Below are 16,302 nucleotides of genomic sequence, written 5' to 3'. Positions count from 1 at the left end.
TCACTTATTCCATTATAAAATACTGTAAATAGTTTACAAGAAGAACTCTGCTTTTTATGTTTTTTTATTAGAAAATTTACTTTTTGCCTTAGCAATCCACTTGCCGATAAAATCACGACGTTCTTCAACATTTTCTTCTGTCACGTATTCTTGGACGACCGCATTGATGATCCCGCCTAAAATAATGATCGTAGCTGCAAAATTCAACCATAGCATCAGCACGATAAAACTTCCGATGATTTGATATCCGCCGACATTTGCAGCAAAATATTTAGCATAGATACTAAATACTTGAGAAAGGAGCATCCAGCCGATTGTTGCAAATATCGTTCCCGGAATGATCGTCTTCAATTTCAGCTTCACATTTGGGACAATCAAATAAATAACATACATAATGACAAACAGTACAAGTAAAGTCACAGGCCATTTCAATGTTTGGAACACATCGATCAATTCACTTGAAAAATGGAAGATCGGATCTAACCATTCTAAAATTGTTTGGCCTAATCCTAAAACGACTGTGACGCCGACAATGGCTACAAGAAACAATACAATAACTATCACAGATACCAGACGCACAGCTATAAAATTCCCTCTTTGCTCCACCCCGTATGCTTTATTCATCGCAATCTGCAGAGCAGTAATACTTCGGCTTGCTGACCACAATGCAGCAAGAGCCGATAAAGAAAGCAAACTTCCCGATCCTTGTGTCAGCAGATCATGGATAGCTGGACCTAAAAATTGATAAACTGTTTCTGGGATAACTTCTCTGACATAAGTTAAGACAGCTTCCGGGTCTAAATGTAAAAAAGGTAAGATATTCCCTACAGCAATCAGCAGCGGAAAAATCGATAATAACAAATAATAAGCAACAATAACGGATGTCGACCCCATCTCAGAATCAGCAATACGTGTTCGCGTCGTCTCGATGAATCGAATCAAATTTTTGTTCTTTTTTAGTTTATCAACTGCTTTCATCTGCTGCCTCCTTTTCTATAGAAAATATCTTACATTTTTTATCTCGCAAAGCTGAAAAGTTTATGCAAAATCTTATGTACACACTTATTGTCCATCCGCACCGCAAGTAACAGCTTTCATAAAACTCTTTTGTTTATCCAAAAGCGTGCTGGACTTGGGTATTATCCAGTTAAACATTCGCAAAGCTGACTTTTGACAATAAGCTTTTGCAAAATAAAATGGGAAGAACCATTTCATTTTGCAAAAGAGTCTTATTGCTCAAGTCAAATTTTTTCAAAAGTCTGAGAAGCGACTTTTAAAAAATCTTCCTTACTGCTCAAAGCAGAACGCTGAGTTCACGACCTCTTCTTAATAAGTTCCTTCTTCACCTTGCGATGTCAAGATTCTTGGTCCTTCTTTTGTAATTGCTAATGTATGCTCATATTGACATGAAAGTCCGCCATCTTGTGTATAAGCTGTCCAGCCGTTTGGGTCCATTTTCATTTTCCATGTTCCAGTATTGACCATTGGCTCGATAGTAATGACCATACCTTCTTTCAAACGAAGACCTTTTCCTGCTTCGCCATAATGTGGGACTGCTGGTTCTTCATGGATCGTAGGCCCTACACCATGTCCGATAAAGTCGCGAACGATACCGTAACCTTCTCCTTCAACATAGGTTTGGATCGCATGGCCGATATCTCCGATGCGATTGCCGATTTGCGCTTGTTCGATCCCTTTGTATAAAGCATTACGCGTTACTTCCATCAAACGGTCAATCTCAGGTGTAGATTCACCGACAACATAAGCCCAGCAAGAATCTGAGATTGCGCCTTTTAAATCAATACACATGTCGACTTTTACTAAGTCACCGCTTTTCAATGCTTTTCTGCGTGGGAATCCATGACAAATCTCATTGTTGATGCTGATACATGTTGCATATTCATAACCTTCAAAGCCGATTTGAGCGGCAATCCCGCCGTGGCTTTCAATATAATCTCTAACAAATACTTCAATATCCCAGCTAGTGATGCCAGGCTTGATAAAACTGCGCAAGTTCTTGTGGACGTCTGCCAACAAAGCGCCTGATTCAGCCATTTTATCGATTTCTCGTGCTGACTTTAATGTAATCATTTTCTCGTCTCCTTTTCACAAATCCCTTCTATTTTACCATAACATCAATGATTTCGACAAACTGGACTTACCTCTTCCAAAATTGTTTTTCTTTTTTTCGAATAATTTGGTATAATTGTCGAGGATTGAAGTAACCTACGTTTCTTTTAGGAGGATAAAAATGACTTTAGCAAAAATCGTATATGCTAGTATGACAGGCAATACAGAAGAAATTGCAGATATCGTAGCTGAAGCTTTCGAAAATCTGGATATCGAAGTCGAAATCAATGAATGTACCCAAGTAGATGCAGATGAATTTGAGGATGCGGACATTTGCGTTGTCGCAACTTATACATATGGTGATGGCGATCTTCCAGATGAGATCGTTGATTTTTATGAAGATCTGCAAGAAGTAGATCTTTCCAATAAAATCTATGGTGTTTGCGGATCAGGCGACACATTCTATGATGATTTCTGTAAATCTGTAGATGACTTTGATGCTGTGTTTGCACGAACTGGAGCAGTAAAAGGCGCTGAAAATGTCAAAGTAGACTTAAACGCAGAAGAAGAAGATATCGAAAACTTAGAAGCTTTTGCCAAAGAGCTTGTTTCAAAAGCAGGCTAGGCTGAATCGTTTGCTCAAAAAAGGAGCTGGGATTTTGAATCCCAGCTCCTTTCATTTTTTTCTATAGCAAATCGTCTTTTTTAGAGAATTTGAATCGTTTGCTTTTCTTCAAACGAGGCTTTTCCTCTTCGTGTTTTTTGATTGCTTCTTTGGAAATTTTTTCTCGATCTTGTTTTGATTCATCAAAACGCTCAGCAAAAACTTTTTCTTTCGGTTTATCACTCATTATGATGACCTCCTTAAACAGTCAATATTCCCTCTGCCTTATATACCAATTTTAGCATCGTGAAATACCTTAAGCGAGTTATTTGCTTAAAAATCGCTTTTCAACTCGCACTTGAAAGTAAAATATAAAAAAGTTAAAATGAAACTTGTCATTTGTTCCTGTAGCTCAGTAGGATAGAGCGATCGCCTCCTAAGCGATAGGTCGCTGGTTCGATTCCAGTCAGGAACGTAAGAGGTTGTGAAAAAAGCGTTTTGTCCTGAGTATTAAGACTCTTTCCAAATGCAAAGCAGCTTTTCCGATTCAAAAGCACCGTTAGAAACATGCTATGTTTCTAACGGTGCTTTTTTCTACTCGCTTTTACGCCCAATCCCCATTACGGAAAATAGGAACTCGCGTACCATCTTCGCGGATACCATCGATATCCATTTTGTCCGAGCCTACCATGAAGTCCACGTGGGTATGGCTTCGGTTCAAGCCTGCTTCAGCCAATTCTTCTTCGCTCATCTCTGTTCCACCTTCCACACTGAATGCGTACGCCGAACCTAAAGCTAGATGATTCGAAGCATTTTCGTCAAATAATGTATTATAAAAAATAATACCAGATTGAGAAATCGGTGATGGATCTGGAACAAGTGCTACTTCGCCCAATCTGCGTGCTCCTTCATCTGTATCAAGAAGTTTTGCCAATACTTCTTCTCCTTGTTCAGCAGAGAAATCAACGACTTTTCCATCTTTGAATGTAAATTTCATACCTGTGATCGTCGTACCTGCATAACTTAAAGGTTTTGTACTTGCAATGTATCCATCCACTCGATGGCTGTCCGGAGCTGTGAAAACTTCTTCTGTCGGCATATTAGCCATGAATTTTTCGCCCCGTGCATTCCAGCTGCCAGCACCTTCCCAAAGATGATTTTTCGGAAGACCGATAACGATGTCTGTGTTTGGCGCTGTGTAATGAAGTGCTGTAAACTGTTCTTTATTTAATTCAGCAGCTTTTTCTGCTAGTTTTTTGTCGTGTTTTTCCCAAGCAGTTACTGGATCTTCCTCATAGATTCTTGTTGTTTTGAAGATTTGGTCCCACAACGCATCCACTTGCTCTTCTTCTGGAAGGTCTGGAAATACTTTTTCTGCCCAGCGTTTGCCAGCAGCAGCTACTACCGTCCAGCTGACTTTGTTTGATTGTGTGGCTTGGCGCAAGTTCGCTAACGCTTTGCCCATTGCTGATTGATAGTCTGCAACACGCGTACTGTCTACGCCTGCAAGTGCATCTGGGTCTGAAGAAACAACACTGATCCGGCTTGCTCCTTTTTTGATCCAATCATTTGTTTGATCGATCTTATATTCAGGGACATTCTCAATACGTTCTTGAAGCGCATTTGATAAAAATTCTCTTTGGATGACATCATCTGTCCATTGTACGATGACCTCATCTGCTCCTAGTTGGTAAGCTTCTTGAGTGATCAGACGTGCTAACGGTGCTTGATCGACACTGATCTGCAGAACGACTGTATGTCCTTTCTCTACATTGACGCCAGTCTTCGCAATCAAATGAGCATACTTTTTCAAGTTTTCATTAAAATTCAATAACATAATTATATTCCTCCTCATTAATCGATAAGCATATCAACAATATGATAACATTTAAGTGTTTAAGTAACAAACACTATTTGAAAAATCTTCTTTCCTTCAAAAAATATTCACAAAAAACTTTTTCCCTTCTGAAACTCGCTGAATAACAGGATAAAAAATTATAAAAAAACAAATTTTGCATATTAAAAAAAACATGTTAAAATAAATTAAGCAAACAATTTGAAAGCGATATAAATAATGTTTGAGGAGATTAGAAAATTATGGCAAGAAAAAAAACTATCACAAAAGACCAGATTTTAGATGCAGCCTATGAAGTAGTAGCTACAGAAGGATTTTCCCGTTTCACAGCACGAAACATCGCAAACAAAATGAAATGCTCGACACAACCTATTTATTTAGAGTTCAAGAACATGGATGATTTGAAACATGCTTTATTTGAAAAAATTTATGCGTACTTATCAGAAGAAATCTTTCCTAAAGTACATACTGGCCGAAAAGTCATTGACCTAGCTTTTAATTACATTCGTTTCGCTAATCATGAAAAACGCTTATATCGCGCATTGTATTTAGAAGAATACGGCGGCGGGAAAGAAATGCAGGATTTTTCCTATGATTACTTCATGAATGCTGTAAAAGCTGATCCAGATTATGCAGACTTATCTGATGAAGCACTTCAATCACTTCACACTGGGACTTGGATCGTTGCGACCGGTATCGCTGCTTTGATGTCTTCTGGCATTATCCACCCTACTGATGAACAAATCGAAAAACTGATCCAACACAGTATCGACAGCATCCTGACCCAAAACGAACCAATCAAAGTCAATTTTTAAGATAATCAGTGATTATTTCATACATATTTCTTGTCACAAAAGGAAGGAAATCTTCTCCAATATATGGAATAGCAGCTGTGAATCAGCTAAAAATAAGTAATTGCTTATCAACTAAAACCAGCCGAACAGAGAAATCACGCTTTTCTGTTCAGCTGGTTTTTATTTTTTACAGCAATCAATCAAAAATAATCATTCAAAATCGGCTGCTGCCCTTGGATGATTTCTTCCAGATGCGTCATCAGTTCTTCTGGACAAGTCATTTTTTCGTGAAAAACAAGTGTTCCAAGTGACTGGTAGCCTAACAATAATTGCGTAAATGACTGGATACTCCCGGAAAGAAGCGGCAAGTTTGTTTGTTCTGTTTTTCTTACTGTTATTTCTTCTTCAAGTGATGCTATTTCATAAATTCCATTATTCCATGGCGCATAATTATCTTCTTTGATTTCTATTGCAAATTTCTCAGGCTGTTTTTTAAATGGATATTTTCTTAAAAAACCCTCGATATCAACGATTCTTGCCATCATATCGGGGCGGATCTCCATTTTTGCGTATGGGTTTTCTAAAAGAAAAGAAAGATTTCTACCAGAAAATCCTTGCGAAAAGCTGAATGTTTCAAACGCTCCGCTATGAGAACCGATGAAACGTGCCAAAGCTTTGAAAGCAAAATGTTCCAGATATCCCCATTCTGAAATAACAAATTCAGGTCCTTCTAACCGATACACCAGATAACCAGTGATTTCTTGCTTTTCATTGAAATAAAGAGCGAAATGATTGCCTTTTTTCTGATTGAATTTATACTCCCACCACCAAGGCGTTCTTTTCAACCCGCCTTTTTGGTTTTCTTTCATTTGATGATAGATATTGTCCATGGCTGATTCTGCTTCTTCAAAAGAAGTTCGAACGATTTTTCCTGGTGTTTTTTTGACATTGGGCCAATCTCTGCTTGATAAGCGATAGGTGATTTTTTCAAAAACTGTCTCATAACCGTAGCGTCGATAAAACGGGTAAGAAAATGGTGCTAAGTAGGATAAAAGAACTTTTCTTTCTTTGCAATCCTGCAATATTTTTTCCATCAGCTGATTGATCCCGCCTTGCCCTCGCGCTTCAGGGTAAGAAGCGACATAGCCGATTCCAGCCATTGGAATGACTTGTCCATGAAACTGGACCTCAAATGGCGTGGCCATCACTTGGCTGGTCAGTTGATTTTCATCATTGAAAAAGCCGTAGTTCCAAGTGTGTTCTGTGATGCTGCTAAATCGCTCACGCCGTTCTGATGTACGCTCAAAATTGAACGCGTATGTTGCCAGTTGGAACATTTCTTCGATTGCTTCAGTGCCTAATTCTTTTACTCCGCTCATGACTTTTCCCCCTTGAAATACCAAAAAGGCTGGTTGGTTTCTCCAGCCTAATTCCTTTGTACCATTGTTTTTCCTTTTTGCAAACTATTTTAATATGTTTCTTCGATCATTCCCAGCATGCGTTTAAACTGGCGTCGTTTGAAATACATCAAGATCGTGCCTAAAAGCATGTCGTTCAGTTTTTGGATGATCCCGAATGACTCCATTTTTTCTTCATAACGCACTTCACATGTTTTGTCATCTAAAGGCAGGACTTGATAGTGAACAACATACTCATTTCTTGTTGTTGATGTTCGAAATTTATAGGATTGATTTTCGATAAGTTCTTCTATCTTGATTTTTGCCCGGCTGTTTTTAGAAAACTCCTTGATATATTCAAAGTTTTTCAACTGCTTGCGTGTCAGATTTTTCCCTGTTGCTTTACGTACATCATACAAAACCGAGTCCATGATCTTATCGTAAAAGAAAGGAGCAGGGATGTTTAATTTTTTAGTGATTTCCATTATTTCTTCCTCCCGTCAGCTTCTTCTTTTTTCTTTCCTTTGAAAAAGAGAAATCCGCCTAATCCAATCAGAAAAACACCTGTCACCATGCTGTACAGATCGTACACCATCGAGTTGGGGTTCAAACTATATAATACGATCAAAAAGCCGATACTAGCTAAAAATAAGCCGTTTTTAATCATTTCAATCATCCTATCTTTTTTCTATTCTTAAACAGCAGCAGCTTGGAAATACAGTACGCTTCCCCAAGGCTGTGCCTTGATTAATTCTTTTGCTTTTTTTGCTGCTTCTTCTGGATCACCAGTTGTTTCAAAAATCATCTTGATTCCTTGTTTTTGTTTGAAAGTATAGCGGATATCGCCTTCCTCGTTACCTTCCAATAATTCTTTGATGTTGTCTTGCTGCATTGCACTAGAAATACTGATCATATCCAAGTTCCTCCTGTTAAGTTATTCATAAGTATCATTTGGAATAAATTTTTATTACTTGTTGAAGTAAAGTGATACTTTACAAAGCTGTGTTTCGGCATTAACTCGAAAATACGCAAAATATGAAAAGCTATTTTGCGTATTTCCTCTTTAACGCTCGGAGCTAAGCGGTTTTTTCACAACCTCTTTCCAAACGGTGTTCAAAAGCTAGCCTCTGCGGCATTAACTCAAAATCCGTCAAAATATGAAAAGCTATTTTAACGGATTCTTCTTTAATGCTTGAGGCTGGACAGCTTTTTTACAACCTCTACTCAAACGGTGTTCACTCAGCTGCTTCTCGGCACTAAGTCAAATTTTTGCAAAAGTCTGAGAAGCGACTTTCGAAAAATCCTCCTTACTGCTCAAAGCAGACCGCTGAGTTCACAACCTCTTTATTCCACTGTTGCCGGATCGATCTTATTCGCCGAAATAACGAATGGCGCCCAGATAAAGAACGTTACGATCATACATACCAGTGTAACGATTGGCGCACGCCAGTCAGCTCCTGTTGCTAAGAATGAAAGCAGGAATGGCGGAACGACCCACGTAACTTGTTGTGAAACGGGAGCCACAAGTCCGAAGTAAGTTGCTAGCCAGCCGATTGCTGTCGCAACTACTGGAGCAATCAAGAATGGGATAAACATAATCGCATTCAATACGATTGGCAAACCAAACATTACTGGTTCATTGATATTGAACAATCCAGGTCCCATAGATAACTTAGCTACTGTTAAGTAATCTGCTCGTTTAGAGAAAATCAAGATCGCGATCAACAGAACGATCGTACCACCTGATCCGCCAAACCAAGCAAAGGCATCAAATGAACCGCGGACCCACATATAAGCTTTACCGTCTTCAATTGCATCCAAGACAGCTGGTGTTCCAGTTCTGCCGTTGTATCCTTTTTGGAAAACGTCGATATTGATCAATTGCGCCTGTCCCCAGATACCTTCCAATACTGGCGCCAAAACGTTTGGACCATGAATACCGAAGAACCAGAATACTTGAACAAACACAGTAACGATCAATACAGCACCAAGACCTTGCGACAAGCCCAAGAATGGTTCTGCAATATATTTTTGGACCAAATCAATAATCAATTGACCATCTGTGAAACGTCCAACAACATAATTGATAATAGCAATAACATATAAAGCAACTGTTGCTGGTAAAATCGCTGCGAACGCTTTTGATACAGCTGGCGGTACAGAATCCGGCATTTTGATCGTGATGTTTGCCAGCATCAATTTACAGAAAATAATAACAGAAATCGCACTCATGATCATAACTGTGAAATACGCGTTCCCATTCAAATGGTTCAAATTCAACCATCCCCAAGGTGCAACTGACAAAGTACCGTTAGCAATCGTTGCACCAATCTCTGAGCTGTTGATTGCATCTGCAACATTTGCTGGTACATCTACGCCCAAGTTAGCAGATAGATTTGGCGCAAAGGCAATACCTTGGATCAATGTAGCTAAACCAACGATCCCGCCGGCTAAATCATTGACACCATAAGCTCTTGCAAGGTTATATCCCCAAGAAAACGCGAAAATCAAACCAGCGATAGCTAATGTACCATTCCACACGAACCCATTGATTCCGATAATAACATTCAACACTGCAAAGATTCCTTGATCCCCAGCCAAACTATCTGCATACGTACTGATAAACTGCTGAGGCAAATCACGAATAATGGCATTGATCATTACTGCTACTGACCCCGCCATCGTTGCTGGCAGTGTCCCGATAAATGCATCACGTAAAGCAACTAAGTGTTTCTGGGCACCGATTTTTGCTGCGACTGGAAGGATATGCTTCTCCATCCAATTTGACAAACCATTCATTTTTCTTTCCTCCTATAAGTTCATTTTTTAAAAAATTTGCGACAAAAACTCTGCAGCTTATAGAAAAAACTCACATAGCTCCTGTCACAAATCAATTACAAATTATCCGTTCAACGTTTCTTCTTCCGTTCAAAAAAGAAGTTTGTTATTTTGTATCTACTCTGCGGTATAGATCAATGATTTCTTTTGCTAAATCTGTAAAGGCGATCGATGTCATCAAGTGATCTTGACTATGGACCGTCAATAACGTCACCTTTACATTGTTTCCTTGTGCTTCTTGTGTCAGCATCTCTGTTTGAGAATGATGTGCCTGCACTAATGACTCTTCTGCATCAGCAATTTTTTGATCTGCTAATTCGAAGTCTCCTTTTTTCGCAGCCGCAATCGCTTCCATTGCATCGCTCTTTGCATTGCCGCCATACATGATCAAGCCCATGATTGCTTCTAAGTTTTGTTGTGTCTCCACGTTTGTTCCTCCGATCAGCCCATCAATTTTTCAGCTTGTTCCAATACTTTGGCACCGTTCATCATGCCGTAGTCTTGCATGTTGATAACATCTAAAGGAATCCCTTTTGGTGCTAATTTTTGTTCAAATTGACCTTTCATGAATCGAACTTGCGGACCTAAAAGAAGAACATCTACATTTTTCGATTCTAAGTTGTTGTCTGCATCTGAAGCAGATACTGCAAAGATGTCTGCGTCGATTCCTTTTTCCTCAGCAGCCTTTTGCATTTTTGTTACCAATAAACTTGTACTCATTCCGGCAGAACATACTAACATGATTGTTTTTTTCGCCATTTTCTCCACTCCTTATCATTTGTTTTACACTTAATTATAATGCAAGAAGCATGCCAATTTATCAAACAATAAAATAGCGCTTTCATAACGTTTCTGTGTAAAAAACAGTGCGCACACTAACTAAATTAATGTGCACACTGTTTATTTGTGTGATTTTTTTAATTTTTTATCTTATTTTCGACAAACATTTGTGTCAAAAACGCGATTTCGTCTTCTGGTATTTTAATCTTGTAGCGCCTTTCAAGAGGAATCAAACTCGTTTGGATGATATCCGTCTCTAATCGGTACTTTTTCAAAAATGAAGCAAGGTCTTTGAAGGTCCTGTTGTTCCCTTCATTTTTCAAAAGCGCGTCGATCATGAATGCTAGGTGGATCACGATTCCCGCATCAACTCCTGGTTCTACGATGACAGAAATATCTGTTTGGATCTGCTGGACCGTTTTTTGCAAGGAATGGATCAGTTCTTCGATGGATGGGATCGCTGTTAAAGAGTCTTTTAATGAATAAACGATTTTTTCTAATGGGATCTCATCATCCGCTATCCGCTTCAACATATTCAATTTTTCATCATCAAAGATATCATACGCAGAGAAAAAAGGGATATTTTGATAATCGACATCTACAGTACCAGCAATAGCTTTTATTTCATACTCTTCCAATAAAGCATCGATATGTCTTTTGAATGCTTCCCGTTCCAAAAACTGCATTTGGATCAGCTCGACTTTTTTCTCATTGATGACTGGTGTGATCCGCTGATAAAGTTTTGCGGCTACCCCTTCACCAGTAAAACAAGTGACGATTACTGCTTTTTTGCGTACTTCTACTGGTTTCGTATGCAATTTCAACTGATCTTTCACGATTGTTTCAAAGGAGGTTCTTACTGCTTGATAGATATCTTCCAAACTGCGCCCAGCACTTGCTAATCTGACTGCTTCAATCACGACCATGGAACTTGCCATAGGAATAACTTGTGTCCGAATGCCTGTTTCTTCAAAAATCAAATGCCCGAATGTGTTCAATGAACCCATATCTGTTAAGAACAATACGCCATTGTTCAATTGCTCTTTATTTTCTTTGATAAAGCGGATAACATCTTGGTACATTTTTTGGACGTCTAATGTCAGAGGCATATTGAAGGCCGTACCGTTTGTTGTCCCCAGCAGTTCTTGGGCTAATTCCAGCATACTGGTAGCTGTTTGCCGTCCATGCATCAATACAACGACTTCTACGTTGTTTTCTTTGATCCGTTCTCTTTCCCCTAGATTGATGGACAAGAACATACTTAAAAAACCAATTTCATCAAAAGGAATCTCGACTTGCTGCTCTTCTTCGATTACTGCCGAAAGATCAATAGCCACTTGAAATTCTTTTTTGAAGTTCTTACGGATGTTATTCAGGTCAGGATGAACGATCATATGTCCGCCCTTTACCCGTTCGATCGTACTTTGCAAGTGCAGCGCAAAGGCAAAGCGTGCTTTTTCGTTGTATTTTCTTTCCAGCCGCTCTTCTGCAATATCATACAGTTTATTTGTCAGACGCCAAATATCTTCTGGCAGCAGTTCTTTGTGTCGTTCGTTTTGTGCCAGTTCTTCTACATAAGTTTCAAAGTAGGCTTCTACATCACTTGAAATCAATGCTTCTAAATCGATATTCTCAGTTTCATCTTGTGAGAGACTGGTCACCTTTTCTTCAATCGTATTGTAGACTTGCATATCACGTTCCGGATCTTGCGACCATACGACATCTGCAAATCCTGGTTCAAAGGTCAAATATTGGCTTTTGCTGCCAATAAAATGATCTAAGCGCTCGGGGATTTCTTTGATTTTCAGCAACCCTTTTTGGACTTGGAGCGAAAGATCTTTTTTGCGAATGACTAAACTTTCTTCATTGTGCATTCGATAATGTAAAAAAGATTTGGCACAAACAAGCTTCAAATCACGTTTGATTTGCCCGATATTTGCTTCCGCATCATACAGCATAAAAGCAAGGATCGCTTCTCTTTCAATATCGATACGCTGGCGAAGACGGTTTGATTCTTGTTTGATAAACAATGAGATGATTTCGTAGCGCTCATCCAATGAACGGGAAGCTAGATTAGGCAATGTGATCGCCATCGGTATTCGTCTGTTGAATGTCGTCAAAAAACTTTCAGATGACTCTGTCGTAGCGCCGATGATCTGAACAGAAGCTTCGTGGACCTTTGCACTTTCTCCTAATGGCCGATAAACACCTTTATCGATAAAAGTAAACAACATTTCTTGACCTTCTGGCGGCAGGCGATGAATCTCGTCTAAAAACAAGATACCTCCATCTGCTTCTGAAATAAGCCCCTGACTATCTTCTGCCGCACCAGTATATGCACCTTTTTTGATACCAAAAATGTGACCAAACAATAACTGCGGATTCTGCGCATAATCTGCACAATTGAAGGAAACAAAGGGAGCATTTTCAGGCAAAGTATTTGAGCTGATTGCAAATTGATACATACATTCAGCAAACATCGATTTCCCAGTTCCTGTTTCCCCAAAAATAATCGTATGCAGTCCTCTTGGCGGATATAAAATCGCTGCTTTGGCTTGCTGGATACTTACTTTTAATGAATCATTTGCACCGACTAGTTTATCAAAAGACATTTCTGTCGAAGCATCGACATGGACTTCGCCGGTTTCTTCGCTGGATATAGAATAAACCACTGGGCGGCCAGCGGTTTTGGTGATTTGTCGTTCTTTATAAAGATCACTTAGATAACGACTGGCATTGCTTCGGTCAATCTCTAAATGTTCTGCTACATCACTAGCTGTCAAACCTTCTGGATTTAAAGTCAGCAATCGGATGATTTCTTGTTTTCTCGGATTCACCCCAAGTCCCCCTCAAGTGATTATTTATTTGTTGCCGTTTTCATTTATAATAACACAAAAAGGCGCTTATTTGCGCCTTGCTCCTTTATTTTTTTCATTTTTCCGTTTCTTTTTGTGTTTTTTTGGCTTTATTTTTTCCGCATCGTTCATCGCTTTTTGCGGTGCTTTCGGCTTGCTGACTGATGGTTTTTTCTGAGTTGGAAGACTATTTTTCACAGGTTCTTTTTCTGGAAGTTCTGTCAGCAGTTCCCCGCCATAGATAAAGATTTCTTCTAGAGATATCTTTGCATCCCGGGCGATTCGTTTAAGATCTTTGAATGTATGATCTTGAACAAACGTAATCACTGAGCCTTCATTTCCCATCCGTCCTGTACGTCCTGAACGATGAAGATAACTTTCTGGACTTAATGGAACTTCAGCATTCACTACATAATGTAATGAATCGATATCTAACCCTCTTGCTGCAACATCTGTCGTCAAAAGTTCGGTGATTTTGCCTTCTCTGAAATTTGTCAATGCGGCTTGTCTGACTAATTTGTTTTGGTCAGAAGCCAAACTGCCGACTGATATGCCTCGATAGCTGAGTTTTTCCTCTGCCGCGCCTAGTTCGCTCAATTGATTGAAGAAAACTAAACTTTGGAATCCTTCCACTTGTGCCAGTCTGCGCAGGTATTCTTCTTTTTTCCGACTTGGGACTTGCAGATAAAAGTGTCTAAGCTGTTTCCGTGAATCATCACTTTCTGTTACATCGATGACTGGATATTCTTGATTTGTCACTTTTTGGATCTCTTCGATGGAACGATCTGCTGTTGCTGAAAAGAAAGCTAATTGATAGTCCACTGGCGCTTGTTTCAGGATTTGTTCGATCAGTGTCACACTGCTGCCGTCAAAAAGCTGATCTGCTTCATCCAATACGATCGTTTGGATTTGATGGGCTTTTAGTTTGCGGCTTTTCATCAATTCCAGGACACGTCCAGGAGTACCCACTAAAATCTCTGGTTTTTTCTTCAATCCTTCGACTTGGCGTTTGACGTTCCCTCCCCCAACGATTGCTTGGACATTCAAATCCACTTCTTTCGCCCATTTTCTAGCAACATCTGCTACTTGGACAGCTAATTCTTGTGAAGAAGTCAACACCAGCAGTTTGCTTGCTTCGCCTTTTTCGATATTCAAAAGAAGCGGCAGCAGGTAAGCGAGTGTTTTACCAGACCCGGTGGGAGAGATTCCCACCAGGCTTTCTTTTTGCTTTAATTGTTCAAAGACTTCTTTTTGGATCAATGACGGCTCTTCAAATCCATTGTCCGTCCAGAATTTCTGCCATGCTGGCGGAAATTTTTCTAACCATTCGTTCATTTTGTTCCTTCCTTGCGGTCTGCATCAAATTCGATGCCGCCGCTTTGACGTAATTTATAGATGACTTTATTGACTGTTCTTGCTAATTCGACCCATTCTTCGTAAAGTGTGCCCCATGCTGGATCTTTCGGGTGCATGATCACATTTGCAAAGTCTTCTGCTTCATCTCGCATAGGGTTTTCAGAAACTTCAATATCAATTGTTTCGATTTCTTCATGTGACCGATTATGGAACTCCGCGTTTTCGATTGCATTGACACCATTCATGACTAACGTGCCGTCATCGAAGTAAATTTCTGAAGGTAAATAAGAATCCCCGATTTTCCCTGGCTGGATCGTTACATCAAAAAGATCATAGCGCAAGATACCCATGCCTAATCCGTCCACACCTGTTGAGATTTTTCTTGGGAAATAATGGACTTCTTCTGGTGTACCGAACCATGCTACTGCTGCATACACAAGGTAAACCCCAAGATCCATCAAGGCGCCTCCTGAGAAATGAGTAGAAAAGATATTCGGCTCTTGTCCGTCTAATACTTGGTCATAGCGGGAAGAATATTTCATGTAACTGAAATTTGCCCCGATGATCCGGTCTTTGACTGGCAGGTAATCCGCAACTTTTTTGAATCCTTTTTCATGGACATTACGAGCTGCTTCAAAGAAATAAACACGTTTTTCATTGGCTAAATGAATGATTTCATCCATTTCTTCCGGAGTAGAAAATGCGGGTTTTTCGACAATGACATTTTTCCCTGCCAAAATCGCTTGTTTCGCTTGCTCAAAATGCAGGCTGTTTGGTGAGGCGATATAAATCGTATCCATATGCTGGATATTGAAAAAAGTATCTAGATCAATCGCATATTCGATGTCGCCTTCGTATTTTTCTCCGAAAGCTTGCGCGTGTTCCAGCTTCCGTGAATAAACCGCTGCCAATGTATATTTTTTTGTAGACAAAGCTGCTTGGACGAATTGATGGGTGATCCAATTTGTTCCAATAATACCTAAATGAATCATGTGATTACCTTCTTTCTAATATGATAGGATCTTCAAAAGGATAGTCCAGTACAAAAGGAATCCTTTGTTTCACTGTTATTTCATCTGCTTGGACACTGCAATTATACGCGAGGACGTGAACACCTTGTGCCTGCGCTTCTTCTATGGCTTCTGCCAAAGCCGGCTGCATTTCTTCGTGGTTCGTCGCTGTATGCAATGTTTCAAATTGGACGATAAACAATACATACGCTTCATAACCTGTTTTTTTGGCTGCAGTCAGTTCTTTGACATGTTTGAGACCTCGTAACGTTGGAGCATCTGGAAAAGCCCCTACTTCCCTATTTTCAAGTGTCATCCCTTTTACTTCCACAAAGGCTTTCAGCCCAGTTTCAGCTTCAAGATAAAGATCGAATTTTGAGTTTCCGTAAACGACTTCACGTCTGATTGAACGGATCTTTTCGATATTCGGCAGCTGGATTTTCCCATCCAGGATGCCTTCGTAGGCAAGTTTATTGGGTATTTGACTATCGATATTGAACCAATTTCCTTGCTTTTTGACTGCGATCAAGTCATAATCTGTTTTTCTTTTTGGCCCGGGCGCATAGGCAACTGCCACTTCGGCTCCAGGAATCAGTACTTCTTTGCCTCTGCCTGTGTTTTTGACGTGAGCAATAATTACTTCATTCGTTTCTTTTAAGCGGCAATAGGCAATAAAACGGTTGGGGCGTTCCATGAACACCGCAGATTTCACTTCAGGATAGATCAATTTTTTCACCTGCTTC

The 16,302-nt window shown here is 39.7% G+C and carries 17 protein-coding genes and 1 tRNA gene; 3 read left to right on the top strand and 15 right to left on the bottom strand.

What is annotated here, in order from left to right; all coding sequences use genetic code 11:
• Nucleotides 1–54: 54 nt before the first annotated feature.
• The gene (locus IGI64_RS04150) at nt 55–978 is read right to left on the bottom strand and encodes a YihY/virulence factor BrkB family protein (protein WP_429939562.1); all 924 of its coding nucleotides are present in this window, start codon (nt 976–978) and stop codon (nt 55–57) included.
• 348 nt (nt 979–1,326) lie between these two features.
• Nucleotides 1,327–2,091 (bottom strand): type I methionyl aminopeptidase, encoded by a 765-nt coding sequence (gene map / locus IGI64_RS04145; protein WP_016624113.1) that lies wholly within the window; start codon nt 2,089–2,091, stop codon nt 1,327–1,329.
• A 160-nt stretch (nt 2,092–2,251) separates the two neighbouring features.
• Here map and IGI64_RS04140 point away from each other — a divergent pair, with 160 nt between their 5' ends.
• Entirely contained in the window at nt 2,252–2,695 is a 444-nt protein-coding gene (locus IGI64_RS04140) for a flavodoxin (RefSeq protein ID WP_429939561.1), read from the top strand.
• 61 nt (nt 2,696–2,756) lie between these two features.
• Here IGI64_RS04140 and IGI64_RS04135 read toward each other — a convergent pair whose 3' ends face one another.
• Nucleotides 2,757–2,921, bottom strand: a complete 165-nt coding sequence (locus IGI64_RS04135; RefSeq protein ID WP_016624115.1) for a hypothetical protein — start codon at nt 2,919–2,921, stop codon at nt 2,757–2,759.
• Between the two features lie 154 nt (nt 2,922–3,075).
• Here IGI64_RS04135 and IGI64_RS04130 point away from each other — a divergent pair.
• Nucleotides 3,076–3,149, top strand: a tRNA-Arg gene (locus IGI64_RS04130).
• Between the two features lie 129 nt (nt 3,150–3,278).
• On the opposite strand, the gene IGI64_RS04125 is transcribed toward IGI64_RS04130, so the two are convergent.
• Nucleotides 3,279–4,511 (bottom strand): aminopeptidase, encoded by a 1,233-nt coding sequence (locus IGI64_RS04125; RefSeq protein WP_429939560.1) that lies wholly within the window; start codon nt 4,509–4,511, stop codon nt 3,279–3,281.
• A gap of 260 nt (nt 4,512–4,771) precedes the next feature.
• Here IGI64_RS04125 and IGI64_RS04120 point away from each other — a divergent pair, with 260 nt between their 5' ends.
• A complete protein-coding gene (locus tag IGI64_RS04120) occupies nt 4,772–5,344 on the top strand; it encodes a TetR/AcrR family transcriptional regulator (protein WP_016624117.1) in 573 nt (190 codons plus the stop codon).
• A 179-nt stretch (nt 5,345–5,523) separates the two neighbouring features.
• On the opposite strand, the gene IGI64_RS04115 is transcribed toward IGI64_RS04120, so the two are convergent.
• The 11 genes from IGI64_RS04115 to sfsA form a co-directional block, all read right to left on the bottom strand.
• Nucleotides 5,524–6,702: a GNAT family N-acetyltransferase gene (locus tag IGI64_RS04115; protein WP_429939559.1), complete on the bottom strand. Its 1,179-nt coding sequence runs from the start codon at nt 6,700–6,702 to the stop codon at nt 5,524–5,526.
• 89 nt (nt 6,703–6,791) lie between these two features.
• Nucleotides 6,792–7,205 (bottom strand): DUF3284 domain-containing protein, encoded by a 414-nt coding sequence (locus tag IGI64_RS04110; protein ID WP_429939558.1) that lies wholly within the window; start codon nt 7,203–7,205, stop codon nt 6,792–6,794.
• On the bottom strand, nt 7,205–7,387 hold the full coding sequence (locus IGI64_RS04105; protein ID WP_034862025.1) for a DUF3188 domain-containing protein: 183 nt from the start codon (nt 7,385–7,387) through the stop codon (nt 7,205–7,207). Before IGI64_RS04105 ends, IGI64_RS04110 begins: the two co-directional genes overlap by 1 nt.
• Nucleotides 7,388–7,414: 27 nt before the next feature.
• Nucleotides 7,415–7,633, bottom strand: a complete 219-nt coding sequence (locus tag IGI64_RS04100; RefSeq protein WP_016624121.1) for a hypothetical protein — start codon at nt 7,631–7,633, stop codon at nt 7,415–7,417.
• 431 nt (nt 7,634–8,064) lie between these two features.
• Nucleotides 8,065–9,519 carry a PTS sugar transporter subunit IIC gene (locus IGI64_RS04095; RefSeq protein ID WP_016624123.1) on the bottom strand — a complete coding sequence of 485 codons (1,455 nt, stop codon included), beginning with the start codon at nt 9,517–9,519 and terminating at the stop codon, nt 8,065–8,067.
• Between the two features lie 145 nt (nt 9,520–9,664).
• A complete protein-coding gene (locus IGI64_RS04090; RefSeq protein WP_016624124.1) occupies nt 9,665–9,985 on the bottom strand; it encodes a PTS lactose/cellobiose transporter subunit IIA in 321 nt (106 codons plus the stop codon).
• 14 nt (nt 9,986–9,999) lie between these two features.
• The gene (locus tag IGI64_RS04085) at nt 10,000–10,317 is read right to left on the bottom strand and encodes a PTS sugar transporter subunit IIB (protein ID WP_016624125.1); all 318 of its coding nucleotides are present in this window, start codon (nt 10,315–10,317) and stop codon (nt 10,000–10,002) included.
• Between the two features lie 158 nt (nt 10,318–10,475).
• Complete coding sequence (locus IGI64_RS04080; RefSeq protein ID WP_016624126.1) at nt 10,476–13,175, bottom strand: sigma 54-interacting transcriptional regulator; 2,700 nt, start codon at nt 13,173–13,175, stop codon at nt 10,476–10,478.
• Between the two features lie 66 nt (nt 13,176–13,241).
• Nucleotides 13,242–14,528 carry a DEAD/DEAH box helicase gene (locus IGI64_RS04075; RefSeq protein ID WP_429939557.1) on the bottom strand — a complete coding sequence of 429 codons (1,287 nt, stop codon included), beginning with the start codon at nt 14,526–14,528 and terminating at the stop codon, nt 13,242–13,244.
• Nucleotides 14,525–15,541, bottom strand: a complete 1,017-nt coding sequence (locus IGI64_RS04070; protein ID WP_429939556.1) for a Gfo/Idh/MocA family protein — start codon at nt 15,539–15,541, stop codon at nt 14,525–14,527. The genes IGI64_RS04075 and IGI64_RS04070 overlap by 4 nt, the downstream gene beginning before the upstream one ends.
• Before the next feature lie 4 nt (nt 15,542–15,545).
• Nucleotides 15,546–16,286: a DNA/RNA nuclease SfsA gene (sfsA, locus tag IGI64_RS04065; RefSeq protein WP_429940753.1), complete on the bottom strand. Its 741-nt coding sequence runs from the start codon at nt 16,284–16,286 to the stop codon at nt 15,546–15,548.
• Nucleotides 16,287–16,302 lie beyond the last annotated feature (16 nt).

It is taken from the genome of Enterococcus sp. DIV0210g (assembly GCF_050559705.1).
In the GTDB taxonomy this organism is placed as follows: domain Bacteria; phylum Bacillota; class Bacilli; order Lactobacillales; family Enterococcaceae; genus Enterococcus_B; species Enterococcus_B faecalis_A.
Note: the sequence above shows the minus strand (reverse complement) of the source record. Positions and strands in the feature narration are given on the sequence as shown.